Source organism: Streptomyces sp. WP-1, assembly GCF_030450125.1.
Classification (GTDB): domain Bacteria; phylum Actinomycetota; class Actinomycetes; order Streptomycetales; family Streptomycetaceae; genus Streptomyces; species Streptomyces incarnatus.
The window spans coordinates 4,090,537-4,114,476 of the sequence record NZ_CP123923.1; the positions used below are offsets into that span (position 1 = coordinate 4,090,537).

The 23,940-nt window shown below is 70.5% G+C and carries 27 protein-coding genes and 1 pseudogene; 15 read left to right on the forward strand and 13 right to left on the reverse strand.

The window, feature by feature from the left end:
• Positions 1–122 precede the first annotated feature (122 nt).
• Positions 123–1,667, forward strand: coding sequence for a glycosyltransferase family 87 protein (locus QHG49_RS17730; RefSeq protein WP_301490321.1), 1,545 nt, complete (start codon positions 123–125; stop codon positions 1,665–1,667).
• A 185-nt stretch (positions 1,668–1,852) separates the two neighbouring features.
• Here QHG49_RS17730 and QHG49_RS17735 read toward each other — a convergent pair whose 3' ends face one another.
• The 3 genes from QHG49_RS17735 to QHG49_RS17745 all read right to left on the reverse strand — a co-directional run bounded on the left by QHG49_RS17735 (position 1,853) and on the right by QHG49_RS17745 (position 4,578).
• A complete protein-coding gene (locus QHG49_RS17735; protein ID WP_111585707.1) occupies positions 1,853–2,884 on the reverse strand; it encodes an alanine racemase in 1,032 nt (343 codons plus the stop codon).
• Between the two features lie 83 nt (positions 2,885–2,967).
• Complete coding sequence (locus QHG49_RS17740) at positions 2,968–4,089, reverse strand: peptidoglycan bridge formation glycyltransferase FemA/FemB family protein (protein WP_145488781.1); 1,122 nt, start codon at positions 4,087–4,089, stop codon at positions 2,968–2,970.
• Positions 4,090–4,266: 177 nt separating this feature from the next.
• A complete protein-coding gene (locus QHG49_RS17745; protein WP_145488779.1) occupies positions 4,267–4,578 on the reverse strand; it encodes a hypothetical protein in 312 nt (103 codons plus the stop codon).
• Positions 4,579–4,860: 282 nt separating this feature from the next.
• Between QHG49_RS17745 and rpsF the strand changes: the two genes are divergently transcribed.
• The 4 genes from rpsF (at position 4,861) to rplI (ending at position 6,561) form a co-directional block, all read left to right on the forward strand.
• Positions 4,861–5,151 carry a 30S ribosomal protein S6 gene (gene rpsF, locus QHG49_RS17750; protein WP_037650441.1) on the forward strand — a complete coding sequence of 97 codons (291 nt, stop codon included), beginning with the start codon at positions 4,861–4,863 and terminating at the stop codon, positions 5,149–5,151.
• Between the two features lie 73 nt (positions 5,152–5,224).
• A complete protein-coding gene (locus tag QHG49_RS17755; RefSeq protein ID WP_145488778.1) occupies positions 5,225–5,818 on the forward strand; it encodes a single-stranded DNA-binding protein in 594 nt (197 codons plus the stop codon).
• A gap of 41 nt (positions 5,819–5,859) precedes the next feature.
• A complete protein-coding gene (gene rpsR, locus QHG49_RS17760; protein ID WP_003949403.1) occupies positions 5,860–6,096 on the forward strand; it encodes a 30S ribosomal protein S18 in 237 nt (78 codons plus the stop codon).
• A gap of 18 nt (positions 6,097–6,114) precedes the next feature.
• Positions 6,115–6,561 carry a 50S ribosomal protein L9 gene (gene rplI / locus QHG49_RS17765; RefSeq protein ID WP_037650447.1) on the forward strand — a complete coding sequence of 149 codons (447 nt, stop codon included), beginning with the start codon at positions 6,115–6,117 and terminating at the stop codon, positions 6,559–6,561.
• Between the two features lie 129 nt (positions 6,562–6,690).
• On the opposite strand, the gene QHG49_RS17770 is transcribed toward rplI, so the two are convergent.
• Positions 6,691–8,028 carry an MATE family efflux transporter gene (locus tag QHG49_RS17770; protein WP_301490324.1) on the reverse strand — a complete coding sequence of 446 codons (1,338 nt, stop codon included), beginning with the start codon at positions 8,026–8,028 and terminating at the stop codon, positions 6,691–6,693.
• Positions 8,029–8,510: 482 nt separating this feature from the next.
• Between QHG49_RS17770 and dnaB the strand changes: the two genes are divergently transcribed.
• The gene (dnaB, locus tag QHG49_RS17775; RefSeq protein ID WP_111585712.1) at positions 8,511–9,989 is read left to right on the forward strand and encodes a replicative DNA helicase; all 1,479 of its coding nucleotides are present in this window, start codon (positions 8,511–8,513) and stop codon (positions 9,987–9,989) included.
• A gap of 24 nt (positions 9,990–10,013) precedes the next feature.
• Here dnaB and QHG49_RS17780 read toward each other — a convergent pair whose 3' ends face one another.
• A complete protein-coding gene (locus QHG49_RS17780) occupies positions 10,014–11,129 on the reverse strand; it encodes an NAD(P)/FAD-dependent oxidoreductase (RefSeq protein ID WP_301490325.1) in 1,116 nt (371 codons plus the stop codon).
• Positions 11,130–11,199: 70 nt separating this feature from the next.
• Here QHG49_RS17780 and QHG49_RS17785 point away from each other — a divergent pair, with 70 nt between their 5' ends.
• From QHG49_RS17785 to QHG49_RS17795, 3 genes are all read left to right on the forward strand, one after another.
• The gene (locus QHG49_RS17785; protein ID WP_301490326.1) at positions 11,200–11,910 is read left to right on the forward strand and encodes a TetR/AcrR family transcriptional regulator; all 711 of its coding nucleotides are present in this window, start codon (positions 11,200–11,202) and stop codon (positions 11,908–11,910) included.
• Positions 11,911–12,005: 95 nt separating this feature from the next.
• Positions 12,006–12,200, forward strand: coding sequence for a DNA/RNA helicase domain-containing protein (locus QHG49_RS17790; RefSeq protein WP_301490327.1), 195 nt, complete (start codon positions 12,006–12,008; stop codon positions 12,198–12,200).
• A 142-nt stretch (positions 12,201–12,342) separates the two neighbouring features.
• On the forward strand, positions 12,343–13,728 hold the full coding sequence (locus tag QHG49_RS17795) for a serine hydrolase (RefSeq protein ID WP_159703043.1): 1,386 nt from the start codon (positions 12,343–12,345) through the stop codon (positions 13,726–13,728).
• Between the two features lie 95 nt (positions 13,729–13,823).
• Here QHG49_RS17795 and QHG49_RS17800 read toward each other — a convergent pair whose 3' ends face one another.
• A complete protein-coding gene (locus tag QHG49_RS17800; RefSeq protein WP_159703040.1) occupies positions 13,824–14,276 on the reverse strand; it encodes a GNAT family N-acetyltransferase in 453 nt (150 codons plus the stop codon).
• A 9-nt stretch (positions 14,277–14,285) separates the two neighbouring features.
• The gene (locus QHG49_RS17805) at positions 14,286–14,744 is read right to left on the reverse strand and encodes a MarR family winged helix-turn-helix transcriptional regulator (protein WP_145488768.1); all 459 of its coding nucleotides are present in this window, start codon (positions 14,742–14,744) and stop codon (positions 14,286–14,288) included.
• 144 nt (positions 14,745–14,888) lie between these two features.
• Between QHG49_RS17805 and QHG49_RS17810 the strand changes: the two genes are divergently transcribed.
• Both QHG49_RS17810 and QHG49_RS17815 read left to right on the forward strand, forming a co-directional pair.
• Positions 14,889–16,100: an MFS transporter gene (locus QHG49_RS17810; protein WP_301490328.1), complete on the forward strand. Its 1,212-nt coding sequence runs from the start codon at positions 14,889–14,891 to the stop codon at positions 16,098–16,100.
• A gap of 107 nt (positions 16,101–16,207) precedes the next feature.
• Positions 16,208–16,627, forward strand: coding sequence for a heme-binding protein (locus tag QHG49_RS17815; RefSeq protein WP_159703034.1), 420 nt, complete (start codon positions 16,208–16,210; stop codon positions 16,625–16,627).
• A gap of 123 nt (positions 16,628–16,750) precedes the next feature.
• Here the strand turns inward: QHG49_RS17815 and QHG49_RS17820 are convergent, their stop codons facing one another.
• The 6 genes and pseudogenes from QHG49_RS17820 to QHG49_RS17845 form a co-directional block, all read right to left on the reverse strand.
• A complete protein-coding gene (locus QHG49_RS17820; protein ID WP_301490329.1) occupies positions 16,751–17,617 on the reverse strand; it encodes a GNAT family N-acetyltransferase in 867 nt (288 codons plus the stop codon).
• An 88-nt stretch (positions 17,618–17,705) separates the two neighbouring features.
• Positions 17,706–18,188: an NUDIX domain-containing protein gene (locus QHG49_RS17825; protein WP_037650478.1), complete on the reverse strand. Its 483-nt coding sequence runs from the start codon at positions 18,186–18,188 to the stop codon at positions 17,706–17,708.
• Between the two features lie 80 nt (positions 18,189–18,268).
• A pseudogene (locus tag QHG49_RS17830) lies at positions 18,269–19,173 on the reverse strand (LysR family transcriptional regulator).
• A 239-nt stretch (positions 19,174–19,412) separates the two neighbouring features.
• Entirely contained in the window at positions 19,413–20,606 is a 1,194-nt protein-coding gene (locus QHG49_RS17835; RefSeq protein WP_301490330.1) for a cystathionine gamma-lyase, read from the reverse strand.
• Positions 20,603–21,124: a low molecular weight protein-tyrosine-phosphatase gene (locus QHG49_RS17840; RefSeq protein WP_145488757.1), complete on the reverse strand. Its 522-nt coding sequence runs from the start codon at positions 21,122–21,124 to the stop codon at positions 20,603–20,605. The genes QHG49_RS17835 and QHG49_RS17840 overlap by 4 nt, the downstream gene beginning before the upstream one ends.
• A 7-nt stretch (positions 21,125–21,131) precedes the next feature.
• Positions 21,132–21,509 carry a phage holin family protein gene (locus QHG49_RS17845; RefSeq protein ID WP_301490331.1) on the reverse strand — a complete coding sequence of 126 codons (378 nt, stop codon included), beginning with the start codon at positions 21,507–21,509 and terminating at the stop codon, positions 21,132–21,134.
• Positions 21,510–21,568: 59 nt separating this feature from the next.
• Here QHG49_RS17845 and QHG49_RS17850 point away from each other — a divergent pair, with 59 nt between their 5' ends.
• The 4 genes from QHG49_RS17850 to QHG49_RS17865 all read left to right on the forward strand — a co-directional run bounded on the left by QHG49_RS17850 (position 21,569) and on the right by QHG49_RS17865 (position 23,847).
• Positions 21,569–21,886 (forward strand): cupin domain-containing protein, encoded by a 318-nt coding sequence (locus tag QHG49_RS17850; RefSeq protein ID WP_159703016.1) that lies wholly within the window; start codon positions 21,569–21,571, stop codon positions 21,884–21,886.
• Positions 21,887–22,038: 152 nt separating this feature from the next.
• Positions 22,039–22,251: a DUF5326 family protein gene (locus QHG49_RS17855; protein ID WP_111585727.1), complete on the forward strand. Its 213-nt coding sequence runs from the start codon at positions 22,039–22,041 to the stop codon at positions 22,249–22,251.
• Between the two features lie 199 nt (positions 22,252–22,450).
• A complete protein-coding gene (locus tag QHG49_RS17860) occupies positions 22,451–23,311 on the forward strand; it encodes an IclR family transcriptional regulator (protein WP_186337917.1) in 861 nt (286 codons plus the stop codon).
• A 98-nt stretch (positions 23,312–23,409) separates the two neighbouring features.
• Positions 23,410–23,847: an SsgA family sporulation/cell division regulator gene (locus QHG49_RS17865; protein ID WP_145488751.1), complete on the forward strand. Its 438-nt coding sequence runs from the start codon at positions 23,410–23,412 to the stop codon at positions 23,845–23,847.
• Positions 23,848–23,940: the final 93 nt, after the last annotated feature.

The following is a 23,940-nucleotide window of genomic DNA, read 5'->3' on the forward strand; positions in this document are numbered from 1 at the left end:
GTCCGACCGGTTGGCGGCCATATCGCCCGCCATGCCTGTTTCACGTGGAACATCGGCCGCCGCACCCACCAGGTGCGGCGGCCCTCCGCGTTTTCATGGGGAGGTACGGCAGGATGTGGCCCATGCCCAGTGCAGAGATGACACCCCCGGGCGTGTACGAGCCCGAGCCGGAGCGGTCCGCCCCGCCGGAGCCGGTGCGGCCGACCAGGGAGGACGAGGTGGCGGCGGCCGGCAGTGAGCTGGTCGGCGGCCCGATCGGGCGGTACGCCCTGCTCGGAACCTCCTGGTGGACGCCCGTGCGGATCGTCGCGCTCGTCGCGATCGGCATGTTCGCCCTGGGCCTGGTCCAGAAGGCGCCGTGCTACCACAGCGCCTGGTTCTTCGGCGCCAGCTCCCAGTACACGAAGGCCTGCTACTCGGACATTCCGCACCTCTACCAGGGCCGCGGATTCGCCGACCACCTCGTGCCCTACTTCGACAAGCTCCCGGACGCCCTCTCCGGCGGCATGGGCTATCTCGAGTACCCGGTGCTGACCGGAGTGTTCATGCAGGTGGCCTCCTGGCTGACCCCGCACAGCGGCGGCATCCAGCACCAGGAGCAGTGGTACTGGTTCGTCAACGCCGCGATGCTGATGCTCTGCACGGCCGTACTCGCCGTCTGCGCGGCCCGCACCCACCGCCGGCGCCCCTGGGACGGCCTGCTGGTCGCTCTGGCGCCCGCGGCGGCGCTGACCGCCACCATCAACTGGGACCTGCTGGCGGTGGCGCTGACGGCCGCCGCGATGCTGATGTGGGCCCGCAGCCGCCCGGTCGCCTTCGGCGTCCTCCTGGGGCTCGCCACGGCCGCCAAGCTCTACCCCGTGCTCCTGCTCGGCCCGCTGCTCGTGCTGTGCTGGCGGGCCGGCAGATGGCGGGAGTTCGGACAGGCGGCGGCGGGAACGGCGGTCGCCTGGCTGGTGGTGAACGTGCCGGTGATGCTGTTCGCCTTCCCGGGCTGGTCGAAGTTCTACTCGTTCAGCCATGACCGGGGCGTCGACTTCGGCTCGTTCTGGCTGATCTGGTCCCAGAACTCGAACCACCCGCCCAGCACCGACTTCGTGAACACCGCCGCCACCGTGCTGATGGTGCTGTGCTCCCTCGGCATCGCCGTGCTCACGTTCACCGCCCCGCGCCGGCCGCGCTTCGCCCAGCTGGCCTTCCTGATCGTGGCGGTCTTCGTCCTCACCAACAAGGTCTACTCGCCGCAGTACGTGCTCTGGCTGGTGCCGCTGGCGGCCCTCGCCCGGCCCAAGTGGCGGGACTTCCTGATCTGGCAGGCGTGCGAGGTGGCGTACTTCCTCGGCATCTGGATGTACCTCGCCTACACGACCAGCGGAGACGCCCACAAGGGACTGCCGACGCACGGCTACCAGTGGGCGATCGCGCTGCACCTGCTGGGCACGCTGTACCTGTGCGCCGTCGTCGTACGCGACATCCTGATGCCGGAGCGGGACGTGGTGCGCCGGTCCGGGGACGACGATCCCTCGGGCGGGGTGCTCGACGGGGCGGAGGACGTCTTCGCCTTCGCCGCGGTGGACCATCCGCCGCGGCACGCCGCCCCGCACGGGACGCCGCAGGTGGAGTGGGGCAGGCCGGAGACGGCGCCCCCGCAGCATCGTTCGCTGTGAGCGAACGGCTCGGCTGAACGGCCCACGCCGCCGCCTCGGCCCACCGCCTCTTGTCCGCGGCCATGACCGCGGACATGAGGGCGACCGCGACGAGGACATGAGGGCGAACGAGGACATGAGGAAGGCCGTACACGGAGTTCCGTGTACGGCCTTTCCGTTGTCCCGGACCGGTAGTGCCCGGCCGGTCAGCAGTCCACGATGCGGTCGAACTGCGTGGTGGTGTGCCGCAGATGGGCCACCAGTTCGTCGCCGACCTTGGGTTCCGCGGCGTCCGCGGGCACGAACAGGATCGACACCTGCATGTGCGGCGGCTCGGCGAACCAGCGCTGCTTGCCGTCCCAGACGAACGGGGAGAGATTCCGGTTGACCGTGGCGAGACCGGCGCGGGCGACGCCCTTGGCGCGCGGCATGACGCCGTGCAGGGCCTTCGGGGCCTCCAGGCCCACCCCGTGCGACGTACCGCCCGCCACGACCACCAGGAAGCCGTCGGAGGCCGCCTTCTGCTGCCGGTAGCCGAACCGGTCGCCCTTGGTCACCCGGGTGACGTCCAGGACGGCACCGCGGTACTGGGTGGCCTCGTGGTCCCCCAGCCACAGCCGCGTGCCGATGCGGGCGCGGAACCGGGTCTGCGGGAACTGCTGCTGGAGCCGGACGAGTTCGTCGGCCTTGAGGTGGCTGACGAACATCGTGTGCAGCGGCAGCCGGGCCGCGCGCAGCCGGTCCATCCAGCCGATGACCTCCTCGACGGCGTCCGAGCCGTCGGTGCGGTCCAGCGGCAGATGGATGGCGAAGCCCTCCAGGCGGACGTTCTCTATGGCCTGGTGCAGCTGCGGCAGGTCCTGCTCGCTGATGCCGTGCCGCTTCATCGAGGACATCACCTCGATGACGACACGCGCGCCCACCAGGCCGTACACGCCGTCGATCGAGGAGACCGAACGGACCACCCGGTCGGGCAGCGGCACCGGCTCCTCGCCGCGCCGGTAGGGCGTCAGCACCAGCAGGTCGCCGCCGAAGTAGTCCTTGATGCGCGCGGCCTCGTACGTGGTGCCGACGGCGAGGAGATCCGAGCCGAGCCGGGTGGCCTCCTCGGAGAGCCGTTCGTGCCCGAAGCCGTAGCCGTTGCCCTTGCAGACCGGGACCAGGCCCGGGAACTGCTCCTGCACGTGCTTGTGGTGCGCCCGCCAGCGCGCGGTGTCGACGTAGAGCGTGAGCGCCATGGCCGGACCCGGACCCTTTCTCGTGGCTGAGGTGTAACGGGGGTGTGAGTGCTGTGAACCCTATGGAATCAAACGCCGGCTGCTCAGCGGCGCGACATGTAGATGTCGAGCGCCTTGTGGAGCAGCTTGTTCAGCGGGAAGTCCCATTCGCCGAGGTACTCGGCGGCCTGTCCGCCCGTGCCGACCTTGAACTGGATCAGGCCGAACAGGTGGTCCGACTCGTCCAGCGAGTCGGAGATGCCGCGCAGGTCGTAGACGGTCGCCCCGAGCGCGTAGGCGTCACGCAGCATGCGCCACTGCATCGCGTTCGAGGGCCGGACCTCGCGGCCGATGTTGTCGGAGGCGCCGTAGGAGTACCAGACGTGGCCGCCGACGATCAGCATGGTGGCCGCGGACAGGTTCACGCCGTTGTGCCGGGCGAAGTACAGCCGCATGCGGTTGGGGTCCTCGGTGTTGAGGGCCGTCCACATGCGCTGGAAGTACGACAGCGGGCGCGGCCGGAAGTGGTCGCGCACGGCCGTGATCTCGTACAGCCGCTGCCACTCGGCGAGGTCCTGGTAGCCGCCCTGGACGACCTCGACGCCGGCCTTCTCGGCCTTCTTGATGTTGCGGCGCCACAGCTGGTTGAAGTTCTTGTGGACCTCTTCCAGGGAGCGGTTCGCCAGCGGCACCTGGTAGACGTAGCGCGGCTGGACGTCGCCGAAGCCCGCGCCGCCGTCCTCGCCCTGCTGCCAGCCCATGCGGCGCAGCTTGTCGGCGACCTCGAAGGCGCGCGGCTCGATGTAGTCGGCCTCCAGGTCGCGCAGGCGCTTGACGTCCTGGTCCTGGATGCCCTTCTTGATCGTCTCGGCGTTCCAGCGCCGGATGATCACCGGCGGGCCCATCTTCACGGAGAAGGCGCCCTGCTGCTTCAGGTGCGCGAGCATCGGCTGGATCCAGTCGTCCAGGTTCGGCGCGTACCAGTTGATGACCGGGCCCTCGGGCAGATAGGCGAGGTAGCGCTTGATCTTGGGCAGCTGGCGGTAGAGAACCAGGCCCACGCCGACCAGCTGACCGGTGCGCTCGTCGAACCAGCCGAGGCTCTCCGAGCGCCACTCCGCCTTCACGTCGGCCCAGGCCGGGACCTGCATGTGGCTCGCCGACGGCAGGCTCTGGATGAATGCCAGATGCTGCTCTCGGCTGATGGTCCTCAGGGTCAGGCTCATGTCGGGGCGCTCCTCGGGCTGGTGTGTCCCCATGGGTTCAGGGGCTCCGGCTCTCGCGCCGAAGCCTACTGCGCCCCGTGAGCACCCCGATGGGGCGGACGGCTCAGAAGGGCCCGCCCGCGCGGGGCCGCCGCCGCGGAGATCGTCTTCGCGGCGGGGGCCCCGGGTGGGGACGCCTCAGAAGAGGCCGCCGAACAGCCCGCCGTGCGACATGCCGATCAGCAGGCCGACCCCGGAGGCGCCGAGGCCCAGGATCAGCCCGAAGCGCTCGCGCGTGGTCACCGAGACCCACTGCCCGTACGCGCCGGTGAGGATGCCGACCAGACCGGCCCAGGACGTGAGCAGGTGCAGGCCGGGGAAGAACGCGGTGATGAAGGACAGCAGTCCCAGGAACAGCGTCACGGCCATCAGGATGTCCGGGAGCGGATGGGACTTGCCGTCGGTGGCGAAGAGCGATCCGGCGGTGTTGGGCTGCAAAGCCTGTGCCATGGGGCACCTCCTGCGGAAGGCGGCGCGTCGTAGCGCCGTACACACCCGACGTGTACAGATTGTCGGCCCTCACGGCCGGATTTCAACCGGAAGCGGGTGTGCGGGTAGTCTGTACCGTCTGCACCGGTGTCTGCCCGGATCCGCGGCGGGGAATCCTCGCGGAGCCCTGATCGTCAGTGGAAACCCCTGATTGTCAGTGCCGGCCGATACCGTTGCGAACGCATTAGACCCTCCTGCCACGGAACGACCGTGGCCGCTGAGTCCAAAGGAGGTGGGTTCCACATGCGTCACTACGAGGTGATGGTCATCCTCGACCCCGATCTCGAGGAGCGTGCTGTCTCCCCGCTGATCGAGAACTTCATGTCCGTCGTCCGTGATGGCGGCGGCAAGGTGGAGAAGGTCGACACCTGGGGCCGTCGTCGTCTCGCCTACGAGATCAAGAAGAAGCCCGAGGGCATCTACTCGGTCATCGACCTGCAGGCCGAGCCTGCGGTCGTCAAGGAGCTCGACCGCCAGATGAACCTGAACGAGTCGGTCCTCCGGACCAAGGTCCTCCGTCCCGAGATGCACTGAGCCTCGGCTCAGCTGATCCCGGGATTCGAGTAGCAGCAAGCAGCCAGCAGCAAACCCGCCGAGAGGTTCCCCCATGGCAGGCGAGACCGTCATCACGGTCATCGGCAATCTTGTCGACGACCCCGAGCTGCGCTTCACCCCGTCCGGTGCGGCGGTCGCGAAGTTCCGTATCGCGTCCACTCCCCGCACCTTCGACCGCCAGACCAACGAGTGGAAGGACGGCGAGAGCCTGTTCCTGACCTGCTCGGTCTGGCGTCAGGCGGCGGAGAACGTCGCCGAGTCGCTCCAGCGAGGCATGCGCGTGCTCGTGCAGGGCCGGCTGAAGCAGCGGTCCTACGAGGACCGTGAGGGCGTCAAGCGCACGGTCTACGAGCTGGACGTCGACGAGGTCGGCCCCAGCCTGCGCAATGCCACGGCCAAGGTCACCAAGACCTCCGGTGGCGCCGGTCGCGGTGGCCAGGGTGGTTACGGCGGCGGCAGCGGTGGCGGCCAGGGTGGCGGCGGCTGGGGCGGTGGCTCCGGTGGCGGCCAGCAGGGTGGCGGCGCTCCGGCCGACGACCCGTGGGCGACCGGCGCTCCCGCCGGTGGCAACCAGGGTGGCGGCGGCTGGGGCGGCGGCTCCGGTGGCAACCAGGGCGGCGGCTACTCGGACGAGCCTCCTTTCTAGGGCTCGTATCCCACACTTCTTGATCACACAGGAGAAACACCATGGCGAAGCCGCCTGTGCGCAAGCCTAAGAAGAAGGTCTGCGCTTTCTGCAAGGACAAGGTCACGTACGTGGACTACAAGGACACGAACATGCTGCGGAAGTTCATTTCCGACCGCGGCAAGATCCGTGCCCGCCGCGTGACCGGCAACTGCACGCAGCACCAGCGTGACGTCGCCACGGCCGTGAAGAACAGCCGTGAGATGGCGCTGCTGCCCTACACGTCCACCGCGCGATAAGGGAAGGGTGACCGACTCATGAAGATCATCCTCACCCACGAGGTCTCCGGCCTCGGTGCCGCCGGCGACGTTGTCGACGTCAAGGACGGCTACGCTCGCAACTACCTGATCCCGCGGAAGTTCGCTATCCGCTGGACCAAGGGTGGCGAGAAGGACGTCGCGCAGATCCGTCGTGCGCGCAAGATCCACGAGATCCAGACCATCGAGCAGGCCAACCAGGTCAAGGCCCAGCTCGAGGGCGTGAAGGTCCGTCTGGCCGTTCGCTCCGGCGACGCCGGTCGTCTCTTCGGTTCCGTCACCCCGGCCGACGTCGCGTCCGCGATCAAGGCTTCCGGTGGCCCCGAGGTCGACAAGCGCCGCATCGAGCTGGGCGCCCCGATCAAGACCCTGGGCTCCCACGAGACGTCCGTGCGTCTGCACCCCGAGGTGGCCGCCAAGGTCGCCATCGAGGTCGTCTCCGCGTGACCCAGCGCTCGGTCTGAGCAGCTGAGAAGAGGGGCCGTACCCATCGCGGGTACGGTCCCTCTTCCGTTGCCTCCTCCGTTGTCGGTGCGTGCCGGAAGGGGTGCCTCGGCGATGTTTCACGTGAAACGGTCAGCGGGTCGCGCCCGTCACCAGCCAGCGGCCCGAGCGGCTGCGCCACCACAGGGTGGCCATGCGGACGGTCATCATCAGTGTCATCGCGGCCCAGAGCGCGGTCAGCCCGCCGCCGAACACCGGGACGAGCAGGGCCGCCGGGACGAACACCGCCAGGGTCACCAGCATCGCCCCGGCCAGATACGGTCCGTCGCCCGCGCCCATCAGGACGCCGTCCAGGACGAAGACGATCCCGCAGATCGGCTGGGACAAGGCCACGATCAGCAGCGCGGGCAGCGCCGCGTCCTTGACCACCGGGTCGCCGGTGAACAGCGGCAGGAAGAGCGGCCGGGCCGCGACGACCAGCAGTCCGAGTACGACACCGGTGGCGATGCCCCACTGGACCATCCGTCGGCAGGCTGCGCGGGCGCCCTCGGTGTCGGCCGCTCCGAGGTAGCGGCCGATGATGGCCTGCCCCGCGATCGCGATGGCGTCGAGCGCGAAGGCCAGCAGGCTCCACAGCGACAGGATGATCTGGTGGGCGGCTATGTCGGCGTCACCGAGACGGGCCGCGACGGCGGTGGCGATCATGAGGATCGCGCGCAGCGACAGGGTGCGGACCAGAAGCGGGACACCGGCCTGCGCCGAGGCGCGGATCCCGGCCGCGTCCGGACGCAGGGACGCGCCGTGCCGACGGGCGCCGCGTACGACCACGGCCAGATAGACGGCCGCCATGGCGCACTGTGCGATCACCGTGCCCCAGGCCGAGCCGGCGATGCCCAGTCCGACCCCGTAGACCAGGGTCAGATTGAGGACGGCGTTGGCGATGAAACCGCCGACGGCGACATAGAGCGGCGTCCTGGTGTCCTGGAGACCGCGGAGCACCCCGGTCGCGGCGAGCACCATGAGCATGGCCGGGATGCCGAGGGAAGAGATGCGCAGATAGGTCGTGGCGTAGGGAGCGGCCGTGGTGGACGCGCCGAAGAGGTCCACGATGCCGGGTGCCAGCGGGAGAACGACGGCGATGACGGCGGACCCGAGCAGCAGCGCCAGCCAGATGCCGTCCATGCCCTGGCGGATGGCACCCGGACGATCGCCCGCGCCGACCCGGCGGGCCACGGCGGCCGTGGTGGCGTAGGCGAGGAAGACGAACACGCTCACGGCGGTGGTCAGGAGGGCGGAGGCGACGCCGAGACCGGCGAGCTGGGCGGTGCCGAGGTGGCCGACAATGGCACTGTCCGCCATGACGAAGAGAGGCTCGGCGACGAGCGCGCCGAAGGCCGGGACGGCCAGCGCGACGATCTCTCGGTCGTGCCTCCGGCGGGTGGCCTCGGGGATCTCGGGAGCCTGGGTCATGGGCGCTAATGTAATCGTCCACAGGTAAGAGATGCAATTGTGTTGTGACCCTTACTTGCGATCCTGGACGCCGTCCGCTCGCGCACCGTTCGAACCGATCTTGGTCCGACCGGGAAAGTTTTTCTTCTGCACAGCCGGTGGACGCCGAAACCGCAGGTCAGAGACGTGCCCTGGAAGGGATCGAGGGCTTGTTCACAGGGCTGTCCACCGGGTCGTGCACAGGTTTCGGCGAGTTCTCCACAGCATTGGGGTCGTCGTCCACATGGCCTGTGGATAACCAGATTGGCTGACGGTGCCGACGGGCCTACCGTGGTCCGGCGCCCGCTCCTTCTCCGGGCCCCGGCAGGCGATGCCTCCGAGGCTCGGGAAACGGCACAAAACCGACGCGCCTTGAGCGGAGTTGGGCCCCTCGATTTGTCAGTGTCGTGCCGTACAAAAGAGGACACGGCGAGGTCCGCCGTGCGACGGGAGGAGGTGGCTCGGTGAGCATTTCCGAGCCCTTGGACGATCCGTGGGCCGACAGCGGGCCCAGTGATCGTCTGCCGGCCTCCCGTCGGCGACCCGAGGGCGGCCGGGGCCGTGACGAGCAGCACGACCGGGGCCGGGACAACACCGGCTGGGACGGCGGCGGTTCGTCCTTCGAGCGGGTGCCCCCGCAGGACCTCGACGCCGAGCAGTCGGTGCTCGGCGGCATGCTGCTGTCCAAGGACGCCATCGCCGACGTCGTCGAGATCCTCAAGGGCCACGACTTCTACAAGCCCGCGCACGAGACGATCTACCAGGCGATCCTGGACATCTACGCCAAGGGCGAGCCGGCCGACCCGATCACCATCGCCGCGGAACTCACCAAGCGCGGCGAGATCAACAAGGTCGGCGGCGCGGCGTATCTGCACAGCCTGGTCCAGACCGTGCCGACGGCGGCCAACGCCGAGTACTACGCGGAGATCGTCCACGAGCGGGCCGTACTGCGCCGCCTGGTCGAGGCCGGTACCCGGATCACGCAGATGGGATACGCGGCCGACGGCGACGTCGACGAGATCGTCAACAGCGCCCAGGCCGAGATCTACGCCGTCACCGAGCAGCGCACCAGCGAGGACTATCTGCCGCTGGGCGACATCATGGAGGGTGCCCTCGACGAGATCGAGGCGATCGGCTCGCGCAGCGGCGAGATGACCGGTGTGCCCACCGGGTTCACCGACTTCGACTCGCTCACCAACGGACTGCACCCCGGTCAGATGATCGTCATCGCGGCCCGTCCCGCCATGGGTAAGTCGACACTGGCGCTGGACTTCGCGCGGGCCGCGTCGATCAAGAACAACCTGCCGAGCGTCATCTTCTCGCTCGAAATGGGGCGCAACGAGATCGCGATGCGTCTGCTGTCCGCCGAGGCCCGCGTTGCCCTGCACCACATGCGCTCCGGCACGATGACCGACGAGGACTGGACGCGGCTCGCCCGCCGGATGCCGGACGTCTCGGCCGCCCCGCTCTACATCGACGACTCCCCGAACCTGTCGATGATGGAGATCCGGGCCAAGTGCCGCCGCCTCAAGCAGCGCAATGACCTGAAACTCGTCGTCATCGACTACCTCCAGCTGATGCAGTCCGGCGGCTCCAAGCGCGCCGAGAGCCGCCAGCAGGAGGTCTCGGACATGTCCCGTAACCTCAAGCTCCTCGCCAAGGAGCTGGAGATCCCGGTCATCGCGCTGTCCCAGCTCAACCGTGGCCCCGAACAGCGCACCGACAAGAAGCCGATGGTCTCCGACCTGCGTGAGTCCGGCTCGATCGAGCAGGACGCCGACATGGTCATCCTGCTGCACCGCGAGGACGCCTACGAGAAGGAGTCCCCCCGCGCGGGCGAGGCCGACCTGATCGTCGCCAAGCACCGTAACGGCCCCACGGCCACCATCACGGTCGCCTTCCAGGGCCACTACTCGCGCTTCGTGGACATGGCGCAGACCTGACCGACGCGAGAGACGCGCAGGGTTTCAGGCGCCGTCGGGCTGGAAGAACGCGAGCATCTTCCGGGCGGCGCCCGGCGACGCCAGCATGTCCTGCATCCTCGCGGACATCCGGGCGGCGGCGCCGGTGCGTTCGAACATCTCGCGTTCGTATTCCGCGACGGCGGCGGGGAAGTCGTCGGGGTGCGCGGCCAGGGCGAGACCGAGCAGGGCGCCGTCGAGCAGGGCCATGTTGGCGCCCTGGCCCACCGGTGGCATCAGATGCGCGGCATCGCCGAGCAGGGTGACGTCCGGCGCCGCCGGCCAGGTCAGGCCGACCGGGAGGGCGGTGATCGAGCGCGGCACGATCACGTCGTCGCACGCCGCGATCAGCGCGGTGAACCGTGCGTCCCAGCCGGAGAGCAGGCCGGTCAGCCGTGCCCGGGCGGCGGCCGGGTCGTCGAACGGGATCCCGCTGGTGGCGAACCAGTCCTCGGCGGTGTTGTGGAAGCTGATGCCGATGCGCACGCGGCCGTCGCCGTTGCGCTGCGCCGCCAGGGATATCCCGTCGCCGAGCACCCAGTAGTTGCCGCGTCCGACCATCGCCGCGAGGCCGGGGTGTGTGCGGTCGACGTCGGGGATGCCGACCTCGACGACGTTCTGGCCGATGTGCGCCGGGCGGGCGTCGGTGAGCAGCGCGCGGACCCGGGAGTTCGCGCCGTCCGCGCCGACCAGCAGGTCGTACGTGGCACTGCCGCCGTCGGCGAGGTCCAGCCGGCCGTTGCCGGCGGAGGTGAACGCGTGACCCCAGCGGACCGTGTCGTCGGGGAGGGGGTCCAGCAGCAGATCGCGCAGGTCGGCGCGGTCGACCTCGGGCCGGTCGAGCGGGGCGTCGTCGGGTGTGTCCTCCTGGAGCAGGAGGGTGCCGTCCGGTTCGAGGAGGCGCATGTCCTGGCCCTCGCCCCGGGCGATCGCGTGGAACCGGTCGAGGAGACCGGCCTCGCGCAGCGCCCGCTGGCCGGAGTGGATGTCGAGCATGCCGCCCTGACCGCGCGCGCCGCGTGACGGCTCGCGTTCGTACACGACGGAGTCCATGCCGTGCACGTGCAGCACGCGGGCGAGAGCCAGGCCGCCGAGGCTGGCTCCGACGATGGCGATGGTCATGGTTGCCTCTCCCCGATACGGCGTACTGGTCGATACACTGTATCGAGCGATGCTATGTATCGTTGGCGGCATGTTGGTGTGGGAGAGGCCGGAGCCGCCGGACCGACCGGTGCCGGCCCCGCTGAACCGGGAACGCATCGTGCGAACGGCGATCCGGCTGGCCGACGCGGACGGCCTGGACGCGGTGTCGCTGCGCAAGGTCGCCACCGCGCTGGGTGTCGGGCCGATGCGGCTGTACAGCTACATCGCGGGCAAGGAGGAGCTGCTCGACCTGATGGTCGACGCGGCCTATGCCGAGATCCGGCCGACGGGAGACGGCTGGCGGGAGATGCTGCGCTCTCTTGCCGAAACCACCCGGCAGGTCGCCCACGCGCACGAATGGCTCGCCGATCTGCTCGGCGGCCGACCGCAGCTCGGCCCACACGCGCTGGCCAACGGCGAGACCGTGGTGGCCCAGCTCGACGGCTTCGACCTGGACGACGCCATGCCGGTGGTCGCCGCGGTCAACGCGTATGTGATCGGCGCGGTGCGGCGGGAGATCGCCGAGCGGCGAGCCGAGCGGGCCGGCGGGATGGACGAGAGGCGCTGGCAGGCCTCACTCGGGCCCTACCTGAAGCGGACCTTCGCCACCGGCCGGTTCCCCTCGCTGGCCACGGTGGTGCGCGACGCCGCCCACCTGGACGCCGATCACACCTTCCGGATCGGCCTCGACTTCCTGCTCGACGGCATCGAGGCCCGCGTCTCAAGGCGACGTGCGGCCGAGGAGCCGGACCGGCCATAGTCGGCGAGAGCATTTGATGCCACACAACCTGACCTAGGTGCGCCGAAACTGAGAGAGTGTCACGGAAGGCCGTGGGCCCCTGCATCTTCGGTCGGGTGCCCCGTCGCATCGTGCTCGTCTCCGGGGCGCCCGGGGCCGGGAAGACCACCCTGGCGCTACCGCTGTCGGCAGAACTCCGTTTCCCGATGCTGTCCGAGGTCCACACGGTGGACACCACTCGCCGCACTGATCCGTCCGGCATGGCGGTCCAGGTGCGTGAGGCGTTCGACCGGTACACGGCACGACCGTGAGGTGGGCTCTTCGGCCGAGCCGTGAGGTTGTGAAGGAGACGGGCGGGCGTACGGTGCGATGCCTGTCGCAGGGCCCGCCCGACCTGTCGCAGGCGTCGGAAATGGATTCGACGCACGGCGTTCCAGCAGGTGGACTGGGGGAATGACGACTTCACAGGATGCGCTGCTCCCGGGGACCCAGCGCGCGCTGCTGCACAGGATCGCCGTCGCGCAGAGCGAGGGGCGGGCGCCGTCGTTGGTCGCCGCCGTGGTGCGTGGCGGGCAGACCGTGTGGCACGGGGCGCGTAGTTCGGTGGACGGGCACGCGCCGGACGAGAACGTGCAGTACCGGATCGGCTCGATCACCAAGACCTTCACGGCCGTACTGGTGATGCGGCTGCGCGACGAGGGCGTCCTCGACCTCGGCGATCCGCTGGACAAGCATCTGCCGGGCACCGGCGTGGGGGAGGCCACGATCGCCGAACTGCTCGCGCACACCTCCGGGGTGGCGGCCGAGTCGCCCGGGCCCTGGTGGGAGCGGACACCGGGCTCCCTGCGGCCCGAACTCGCCGATGTGCTCGGCGAACAGCCCCTGCTGCACCCCGCGGGCCGTCTGCACCACTACTCCAACACCGGCTACACGGTGCTCGGCGCGCTGGTGGAGGAACTGCGCGGCGCCCCCTGGGAGGAAGTGCTGCGCCGGGAGATCCTCGAACCGCTCGGCCTGCACCGCACCACCGCCCGGCCGGAGGCCCCGCACGCGGGCGGCTGGGCGGTGCACCCGTGGGCCGACGCCCTGCTGCCGGAACCGGTGGAGGACCTCGGCCGGATGGCGTCCGCCGGCCAACTGTGGTCGACCACGGGGGACCTGGCGAAGTTCGCGGTGTTCCTGGCCCACGGCGACGAGCGGGTGCTCGGCGCGGAGTCGGTGCGCGAGATGCGGACCCCGGCCGCGCCTGCCGAGGCCGCCGATGTGGTGGACGGTGTCACCTATGGCCTCGGCTTGCAGCTCCACGCCCGTGACGGACACCTGCTGTTCGGCCACTCCGGTTCGCTGCCCGGCTTCCTGGCGAACCTCACCATCAGCCTGGAGGACGACGTGGCCGCGGTGGTGCTCACCAACTGCACCAGCGGGCCGTCCCTGGGCGCGGTGGGCGACGACCTCGTACGGATCGTCGCCGAGGCGGAACCCCGTATCCCCGAGCCCTGGCGCCCGCTGCGTGCGGTCGACCCGGCGGTGCTGGAGCTGGCCGGGCAGTGGTACTGGGGGACCGGTGCCTTCGGCCTGCGGGTGACGGCCGACGGTCACCTCTCGCTCGGCCCGCTGACCGGCGGCGGCCGTGGGTCCCGCTTCCGGCCGAACGGCGACGGCACCTGGACGGGTCTGGAGGACTACTACGCCGGGGAGCTGCTGCGGCCCGTACGGCGGCCGGACGGCTCCCTGAGCCACCTCGACCTCGGCTCGTTCGTGTTCACCCGGCAGCCGTACGACCCCGAGGCGCCGGTGCCGGGCGGCGTGGACCCGCAGGGCTGGCGGGGCGTCGACTAGTCCGAAGGCGGAAGGGGGTGCATCGGGTGTTTCACGTGAAACACCCGATGCACCCCTTTCTCGTCGTCCGCTCCCCGTCGTGGGAGCGGAGTTCGTCAGAGGCGCAGCTTGAAGCCCTCGTGCGACGCGGTGAACCCCAGCCGCTCGTAGAAGCGGTGGGCGTCCGGACGCTTCTTGTCGGACGTCAGCTGCACCAGCACGCAGTCGAGCCGCCGGGCCGTGTCGACGGCCCACTGGATCAGCTCGGTGCCCAGCCCGCTGCCCCGCTCGTCCGCGTGGATGCGCACGGCCTCGATCAGCGCGCGGGTCGCGCCCCGGTGGGACAGCCCGGGGATGATCGTGAGCTGGAGGGTGCCGATCACCCGGCCGTCGCGCACGGCGACGACGAGGTGCTGGTTCGGATCCGTCTCCAGCCGCTTCAGCGCCGCCCGGTACGGGGCCAGGTCGCCGGGAGACTCCCGCTGCGCGCCCAGTGGATCGTCGGCGAGCATCGCGACGATCGCCGGAAGGTCGTCCTCGGCCGCGGCCCGTATTTCAAGATCTCCCATGACCGCACCCTATGCGGGGACGTTCAGCGACTCCACCGCCCGTACCAGCGGCGCCAGTTCGGGGTTCTGGGAAGCACTGTCCAGGGCCTCGCGCAGGGCGCCGTCATTGGTGGGGCGTGCCTCTTCGAGGAGCCGCAGGCCCGCCTCGGTGACGTTGGTGTAGATGCCGCGCCGGTCGGTGGGGCACAGATAGCGCTCCAGCAGACCGCGGTCCTCCAGGCGGGTCACCAGGCGCGTGGTGGCGCTCTGGCTGAGGACGACCGCCTCGGCGACCTGCTTCATCTGCAGATGCCCGCCCTCGCCGTCGTGCTGCCGGCTCAGCACGTCGAGCAGTGAGTACTCACGCACGCTGAGGTCGTGCCCGGCCTGGAGGGCGCGCTCGATGTGCGCCTCGATCCGGCCGTGCAGCGCAGAGAGGGCGCACCAGCCCTGGGCGAGGGCGGTGAGCGCGGGGTCCGTCGCAGTCATGGGCGTTCTCCTCCGTCTCGGAGTGGTTGTTCCCAGGGTAGACCACTGCCCGCAATAGACAGCTCTTGCATTTAAAGCGCGTCTGCAAGTATTGTCAGGGCACGCAAAGCGCTCATGCAATCTTCTGGGAAGGTGTACCCCCACATGCCTCTCGCGCTTCTGGCCCTCGCGATCGGGGCCTTCGGAATCGGCACCACGGAGTTCGTGATCATGGGCTTGCTGCCCGAGGTCGCGGGCGACTTCGGCGTCTCCATCCCCACGGCCGGCCTGCTCGTGACCGGCTACGCCCTCGGCGTGGTGATCGGCGCCCCGCTGATGACCGTGCTCGGCACCAGGATCCCGCGCAAGCGGATGCTGATGCTGCTGATGGGTCTCTTCATCGCCGGGAACCTGCTCTCCGCCCTCGCCCCCGCCTTCGCGGTCATGGTGATCGGACGGGTGATCGCCTCGCTCGCCCACGGTGCCTTCTTCGGCATCGGTTCGGTCGTCGCCGCCGAGCTGGTCGCGCCCCAGAAGAAGGCCGGCGCCATCGCCATGATGTTCACCGGCCTGACGGTCGCCAATGTCGTCGGCGTCCCGCTGGGCACGCTGATCGGCCAGCACGTCGGCTGGCGCGTCACCTTCGCGGTCGTCGCCGGGCTCGGCGTGCTCGGGCTCGCCGGTATCGCCAAGCTGGTGCCCGACCTGCCCCGGCCCGAGGGCGTGCACCTGCGTCATGAGCTGGCCGCCTTCAAGAACGCCCAGGTCCTGCTCGCCATGGCGATGACCGTCCTCGGCTTCGGCGGCGTCTTCGCGGCGGTCACCTACATCGCGCCGATGATGACCCATGTCGCCGGCTTCGCCGACGGCTCGGTCACCTGGCTGCTGGTCCTGTTCGGCCTCGGCATGGTCGGCGGCAACCTCGTCGGCGGCAGGTTCGCCGACCGCGCCCTGATGCCGATGCTCTACCTCTCGCTCGGCGCCCTGGCCGTCGTCCTCGCCCTCTTCACGCTGACCGCCCACAACAAGATCGCGGCCGCCGTGACCATCGCCCTGATCGGCGCCCTCGGCTTCGCCACCGTCCCGCCGCTGCAGAAGCGCGTCCTCGACCACGCCCACGGCGCGCCGACGCTCGCCTCGGCCGTGAACATCGGCGCCTTCAACCTGGGCAACGCCCTCTCCGCCTGGCTCGGCGGCCTGGTGATCTCGGCCGGCCTCGGCTACACGGCCCCCAACTGGGTCGGTGCCGCGCTCGCCGCGGCCGCCCTGGTCCTCGCCGTCCTCTCGGCCGCCCTGGAGCGCCGCGAGGCCCCGCACGGCGCCACCGCGCCCGCCTCCGCCGCGCCCGCCGACCGGCCCGCCGCAGTCCACCACTGAGCCCCCGCGGGCCGCAGCCACTCGCGGCCCGCGGCCACCCGCACCGAACCACGATGCGGCTCCCGCACAGCGACACCCCTCACCGCAACACCCGAGGAGAACCTTCCATGAGCACCACCGCCGTCGCCCCGCTCACCACCGAGGACGCCGAACTGCTCGTCGCCACGGCCCGCCGGGCGGCCGAGCAGGCGGGAGTCACCGTCAGCGTCACCGTCCTGGACGCCGGCGGTCATCTGCTCGCCTTCCGCCGGGACGACCGGGCGGTGCTGATCTCCGGCGAGACCAGCACCCGCAAGGCCTACACCGCGCTCCAGCTGAACGCCCCCACCGCCGACCTGGTCGACGCCGTCCAGCCGGGCGGTCTCTTCCACACGCTGCCCACGGCTCTCGACCGGCCGCTGCTGTTCATCGCGGGCGGCGTCCCCGTCCACCGCGACGGCCGGCTGATCGGCGCGGTCGGCGTCGGTGGCGGCGCCCCGGAGCAGGACCACGGCTTCGCCACCGCTGCCGTACAGGCCCTCGCCTGATCAACCGGCCCGCACCGGACACAGGCCCCGCCGCTTCGAGTGACGGGGCCTGTCGGCGTCGTACGGCGGCGCGGTCGTACGGGTGGCACGGTCGTACGACCGCACACGGCGTCGTACGACGCCTCAGCCGGCGGCCACCGTCAGCGGGGCGAACCGGCGGGTCCAGTCGCCCGGCAGCTCCGCGATGCGGTACGCCATCACGGAGTTGTACGTCACCGAGGCCAGCCCCCGGGCCTTGGCCCAGGCCCGCAACTCCTCGTGGCGTACGTCGATGTCGGTGCGCAGCGGGCGGTCCGTGCCGGCCGCCAGCGAGGCGATCAGCGCCTGGGCGGTCTCCGTGTCCCGGGCGATCAGCGGGCCGACGACATGGTTGTCCATATTGGGCCACGCGGCCGCGTACCCGATGATCCGGCCGTCCTCCTCGGCCACCCGCAGTTGGTCCGCGAAGGCCGGCAGCCGGGCGATGAGCGGTGTCCGGTCGGCGCCGAACACCTCCTCGTCCACACGCAGCATCCGGGGAAGATCCTCGGCGGTCGCGGCCCGCGTCCTGACCCCGACGTCCGGGCCGCCGGGAGTGAAACGGCCCCTGAGCATCTCCGCCCGGCCGGTCACCTTGAAGCCCAGCTCCTCGTACAGGGGGCGGCCGTTCTCCGTGGCGTACAGGGTCAGCGGGGTGCCGTCCATCGTGGACACCACATGCCGCATCAAGCGACGGCCTACACCCCGGCGGGCGTGGCGTTCGGCGACCAGGACCATGCCGACGGCGCCGAGTTCCGGTTGTCCCCAGGAGCCGTACTCGGTGATGACGCACGCGGCGACGAGACCGCCCTGAGGGTCGTCGATGCCGAAGCCGCGCCCGGCGGTGAGGAGGAAGCCCCACTTGTGTTCCTCGCGTGGCCACCCCCGGTCCTCGGACAGGTCGGCGCAGGCGGTGAGATCGCGCAGCGTCAGACGACGGATGGGCAGTGCGTCGAGGGAAGGAGTTGGCACGCACGTCAGGCTGTCCGAAGCAGACCCCCGCCGTCCACCCGTTTCACGTGAAACATCGCTCCGTCGGCCACCCGGCCGAACACGCCTGCTATCCCAGGTCGGGGGCGTGCATGGCGCGTACCCCCTCGATGTTGCCGTCCAGATAGTGCCGCAGCGACAGCGGGACGAGATGGACGGACGCGATGCCGACGCGGGTGAACGGGACGCGGACGATCTCGTACTCGCCCGCCGGCTCCTCCACCTCCGGGCCATGGCGCAGGGACGGGTCCATGGACGCCAGTCGGCAGACGAAGAAGTGCTGCACCTTCACGCCGGTCGCGCCGCCGTCCTCGCCGATGTGCTCCACGGTGTCCACGAAACACGGCACCACATCGCTGATCTTGGCGCCCAGTTCCTCGTACACCTCCCGGTGCAGGGCGTCCACGACGGTCGAGTCCTCGGGATCGACCCCGCCTCCGGGGGTCACCCAGTAGGGATCCACGCCGGGCTTGGTGCGCTTGATCAGGATCAGGTCGTCGCCGTCCAGCAGAACGGCACGGGCGGTGCGCTTGACCACGGGTCGGACGGTCATGGGAGAAATGTGGCCCGGCTGGTTCCACGTGAAACATCGCAAAGCGGAACCGGTTGAACGCGCTGTGTGGTGCCGGGTCGTCAGCCCCAGCTCGCGGCCGCCCGCAGCAGCCCCTCATGGGCGCGGGCCACGGTCGGCAGGGCGAGCGTGCCCGTGCGGACCACCAGGAAATAGGTGCGCAGCGGCGGCACCACCGGCTCGTGCAGGGCCACGACCGTGCCCCGGCCGAGGGCCGGCGCGCAGAGATAGCCGGGCAGTACCGCCAGACCCGCGCCCGCGCTCGCACAGGCGAGGACGGCCCGCAGATCGGGGGCGACGACCGTGCCGGGGGCGGTGGGGCGGGCGTCGAAGACGGAGGCCCAGTAGCGGGAGACGAAGGGCAGCGACTCATGGACGTCGACCACGGGCAGATCCTGGAGGGCGGACGCCCCCTTCAGCCGCAGCGCGTCCGGGTCGAGGCGTCCCGCCCAGCAAGGAGCGGCGACCAGTACATGCTCCTCGTCGCACAGCGCCGTCGCGGTGAACAGGGCGCCGCGCGGCCGGGCGGTGCTGATCGCCAGATCGTGGTGACCGGCCGCGAGTCCCTCCAGAACCTCCTCCGGGGTGCCGAAGGAGGCGCGCAGCGCGAAGCCCCGGCGGCCTTCCCCAGCCAGCTCCGCGAGGGCGGGCAGGGCGCGTTCGGCGGTGAACTCCGGCGGCCCGGCCAGGTGCAGAGTCGTCGGCGAGGACTCGTCGTCCGCCCGGCCCTCGGCTATCTCCACCAGCGCGTCGAGGTGGGGTGCGGCCTTGTGGGCGAGTTCGTCGCCGATGTGGTCGGGGTGACCCCACGCGCCTGGCGCAGGAAGAGGGGCTTGCCCAGCTGGCGTTCCAGGGTGCGGATCTGCGAGGTGACGGCGGGCTGGGAGAGGCCGAGCAGTGCCGCGGCGCGGGTGAAGGAACCGGCCCGGTGCACGGTGACGAAGGTGCGCAGCAAGGCCAGATCCATGGCATGCCCTCCCCTGCCCTCGCCCTCGTCCGGCCCCGGCAGGCGTCAACTATAAATATGTCGATAGCCCCCTGTCGCTAGCGTGATTGGACACTGACAGAGAGTCAACTAGCCTTGGTCGCACGGTTCTTCGCAAGCGGAACCGGAGACGGTCCGAGCCACGAGGGGGGAGGCTCGGACCGTCGTACGAGATCGGGCCGTACGGTGCCTTGCGGAGCGCCCCGGCAAAGAGGCCGGGGTTACTCCGCCGACTCGTCCAGGGCGCGCAGGATGTCCGCCGCCAGGTCCTCGGGATCCTCGGCGCCGACGGACATCCGGATGAAGCCCTCCGGGACCGCGTCCCCGCCCCAGCGGCCCCGGCGCTCGGCCGTGGAGCGCACCCCGCCGAAGCTCGTGGCGTCCTCCACCAGGCGCAGGGCGGCGAGAAAACGCTCGGCGCGCGCCCGCGTGGGCAGCGTGAACGACACGACGCAGCCGTAGCGGCGCATCTGCCGTGAGGCGATCTTGTGCGCGGGGTCGTCCGGCAGCCCCGGATGGCGCAGCCCGGTGATCTCCGGCCGCTGCCGCAGGGCCTCGGCGACGGCGAGCGCGGTGGCGTTCTGCCGGTCGACGCGCAGCTGGAGCGTGGCGAGGGAGCGGTGCGCGAGCCACGCCTCCATCGGCCCGGGGATCGCCCCGACGATCTTGCGCCAGCGGCGTACGGCCGCCATCGCCCCGGCGTCGCGGCCGGTCACGTACCCGAGCAGGATGTCGCCGTGCCCGGTGAGCTGCTTGGTGCCGCTGGCCACGGCGAAGTCGGCGCCCAGGGCCAGCGGGCGCTGGCCGAGCGGGGTGGCGAGGGTGTTGTCGACGGCCACCAGGGTGCCCTGGGCGTGTGCCGCGACCGCCAGCCGCCGGATGTCGCACACATCGAGACCCGGGTTCGACGGGGACTCGATCCACAGCAGCCGGGCCCCCTCCAGGACCTCCAGCTGGGCGTCTCCGCCGGTGGGGGCGGTGCGCACCTCGACGCCGTACGCCTCCAGCTGGGCGCGGACCAGCGGCAGCGCCTGGTAGCCGTCGGACGGCAGCACCACCGCGTCCCCGGCGCGCAGCTGGGAGAACAGCACGGCGGAGATCGCGGCCATGCCGGAGGCGAACACCAGCGTCTCGACGTCCGCCCGCCCGGGCGCCTCCAGCTCGCCGATGGCGTTCTCCAGCAGCGTCCAGGTCGGATTGTCGTCACGGCCGTAGGAGTACGGTCCCGCCACGTCGCCCGGCAGATGGAAGTGCGCGGCGAAGACGGGCCCCGGCAGCGTCGGCTCGTGCTTGACCGGCTCGGGCAGCCCGGCCCTGACCGCGCGCGTGCCGTCACCCACGGGCCCCTCGCCCACGGGCCCCTCGCCCACGGGCCCCTCGCCCACGGGCCCCTCGCCCACGGTTGCGTCGCTCATGCGGCCCGTCCCTCCAGGTGTTCCCGTACGGCGGCGAGCAGTCCGGCGCTCGCCTCCTCCACCATCTCAAGGCATTCCACGAAACCGTCCGGGCCTCCGTAGTACGGGTCCGGCACGTCGAGGTCGTCGCCCAGGGACTCGTCCGGCGCGAGGGCGCCGGGCGAGCGGCGGGCGTACGCGCGCAGCAGGCGGACCTTGCGCGCGTCGTCCTCGGTGGGCGCGAGGCGGCGCAGGTCCCTCAGATGGCCGGCGTCGAGGGCGATCACGAGGTCGCGGCGGGCGAACCAGGACGGCTGGAACCGGCGTGCGACATGGTCGCAGTCGTAGCCGCCGTCCCGGAGGACGGCGACGGTGCGCGGGTCGGCGGCCTCGCCCTCGTGCCAGCCGCCGGTGCCCGCGCTGTCGATCTCCACCCGGTCCGCCAGTCCGGCCTCCGCCACCCGCGCGCGGAAGACGTACTCGGCCATCGGGGAACGGCAGATGTTGCCGGTGCACACGAAGCAGACGCGGTAGGTCATGGGGTGCTCAGTCCTCGTCCGGAAGGATCATGTGCAGGGCCCAGGAGACGACCGAGATGATCAGACCGCCGAGCACGGCCGTCCAGAACCCCTCCACATGGAAGCTCAACTGGAGCTTGCCGCACACCCAGGACGTCAGCAGCAGCATCAGCGCGTTGACGATCAGGGTGATCAGACCCAGGGTCAGGATGAACAGCGGGAAGGTGAGCACCTTCAGGATCGGCTTGACCAGCGAGTTCACCAGGCCGAAGATCAGCGCTACGACGATCAGCGTGCTGGCCTTCTTGGCAGTGCCGGCACCGGTCAGGGTGATCTTGTCGAGAAGCCAGACGGCTACCGCAAGGGCGCCCGCGTTCACGATCGTCTTGACTACGAAGTTCTTCATGTGTCCGATCGTGGCAGACCCGATCGGAAGCGAGCAGCGAGGCGAGGGCGACGAAGCGGATGAAGGCATTCCGGCTGGATGACCTGGAGGCGGAGCGCGCCGCCAACGAGGGTGCCTACCTTCAGTTCCTGCGGGAGCGGAACATGTCGGTCGGCCTCTACGCCCTCGACGCGGGCGCGCACGACCCGCAGCAGCCGCACAAGCAGGACGAGGTGTACTTCGTCGTCAGCGGCCGGGCGTCGATCACCGTCGGCCTGGAGACGACCGAGGTGGCGCGGGGCAGCGTGGTGTACGTGCCCGCCGGTGTCGCCCACAAGTTCCACCACATCAGCGAGGATCTGAGGGTTCTCGTCGTCTTCTCTCCACCCGAGGCGTGAGGGTCGGCCTCCGGATTCCCTAGGGGACGGCTCAGGGGAGGACAAGGGCTGCGAGGCCCCCGCCGGACCCTCCCCCGGCTCTAGCATCGGGTGCAGGACATCGGGACCGTACGCGACGTACACGTACGCACGAGACGAGAAGGACGAGGGCCATGCGAGGGATCTTCGCGGGACTGCCGTGGTGGGTGAAGTGGGTCGCGGTGCCGGTCATCGCCCTGGTCGTGTTCGGCGGCCTGATAGCGAGCGTGGTCGGCTTCGTGATCGGCCTGCTGTTCAAGGCGCTGGTCTTCGTGGCCCTGGTCGGCGGACTGATCTACATCGTGCGCAAGTTCATGTCCAGCTCCTCCTCGCACGGCGACTGGTGAGCCGCACGGGAGCCGGTGACCGGTAAGGGGGTGCCGGTTCCCTCGGGGGAGGGAAGTTTCCCCGTGAGCCCGGCCGCACACGGTGGCGGGCGGTTAGAGTCCGGAACTCCCACGGGGTGCGGCCCCGTGGGTGGCGCAGAAACCCATCCGTGCTCCCCGCCCCCGCACGGGCTGCCCCCACGCGCTCCCGGAGTAACCCTTGGCCACGGTCGACACCGCACCGGCGAAAACCCCCGCACTCCCCGCCCAGCCACGCCCCCGCACCCCACCGGCCCGGCGGCCGTCCGGGATGGCCGTCCCGCCGCAGCCGGCCCCCGCGACCCTCATCGGCTCCGTGCAGCGCGCCATGCGGCTGCTGGAGACCGTCGCGGCCCATCCCTACGGCGCCCCGGCCAAGCAGCTCGCCCGCGCGACCGGCCTGGCCCTGCCCACCACCTACCACCTGCTGCGCACCCTGGTGCACGAGGGCTATCTGCGCCGGGACAAGGGTCTCTTCTTCCTCGGCGACGCGGCCGAGCGGCTGAGCAGCAGCGGGGCGCGGGAGAAACGTCGCGGCAGAGTCGCGGACACCCTCGCGCACTGGCGCGATTCCATCGGCGCCCCGATGTACTACGCGATGTACCGGGACGGCGAGATCGAGGTTCTCTGCGTCGCCGACTCCCGTGAGTCCCCCGCAGCCGAGGAGTGGGCCGACTTCCGCGAGACCGGGCACGCGCACGCCATCGGGCAGTGCCTGCTCTCCCAGCTGGACGAGGAAGCCCGGCGCGAGTACCTCGCCCGCTATCCGGTGCAGGCCCTCACGCCCTACACCGTGCGGGACAGCGACGCCCTGCTGAGGCGGCTGGCCCGGGTGCGGCGCATGGAACCGGTGACGGAGCGCCAGGAGTACGCGCTCGGCACGGTCTGCGCCGCGGTCCCCATCACGGCCGGCGCGACCGCGGCCACCATGGCCCTCTCCCTCCCGGTCCATCAGGCCGACCGGCTGTTGCCCGCGGTACAGCGGCTGCAAACGGAGATCGGGCGGAATCTGGGATCCCTGACCCTCTCTATCAGTATCTGAAAACTTACTCCTTGTGATCCACCGTGTACTTTCAGCAAGATTTACCACGGTCAGAGGGATCAAACCCGGCCAGTCGATGTCATATGACGGGGTAGGCGATGCGCGAGTCCGTACAGGCAGAGGTCATGATGAGCTTTCTCGTCTCGGAGGAGCTCTCCTTCCGCATTCCGGTGGAGTTGCGCTACGAGACCGGCGATCCCTACGCCGTGCGGCTCACCTTCCATCTGCCCGGCGATGCCCCGGTGACCTGGGTCTTCGGTCGGGAACTGCTGATCGACGGCGTCGGCCGGCCGTGCGGGGAGGGGGATGTGCGGATCTCCCCCGTCGAGGCCGAGGTGCTGGGCGAGGTGCTGATCAGGCTTCAGGTCGGCAGCGACCAGGCCCTGTTCCGCTCGTCGGCGGCGCCGCTCGTGGCCTTCCTCGATCGCACGGACAAGCTGGTGCCGCTCGGACAGGAAGGCGCGCTCGCCGACTTCGACGCGCATCTGGACGAGGCGCTGGACCGCATTCTCGCCGAGGAGCAGAGCGCGGGCTGAGACGCCGAGGGACGGGGCGCGGACGCTCCGCCCGGTGCCACGGGGCCGTGCAGTAACGCTTCTTCAGACGGCCCGGTCCTCAGAAGGACCGGT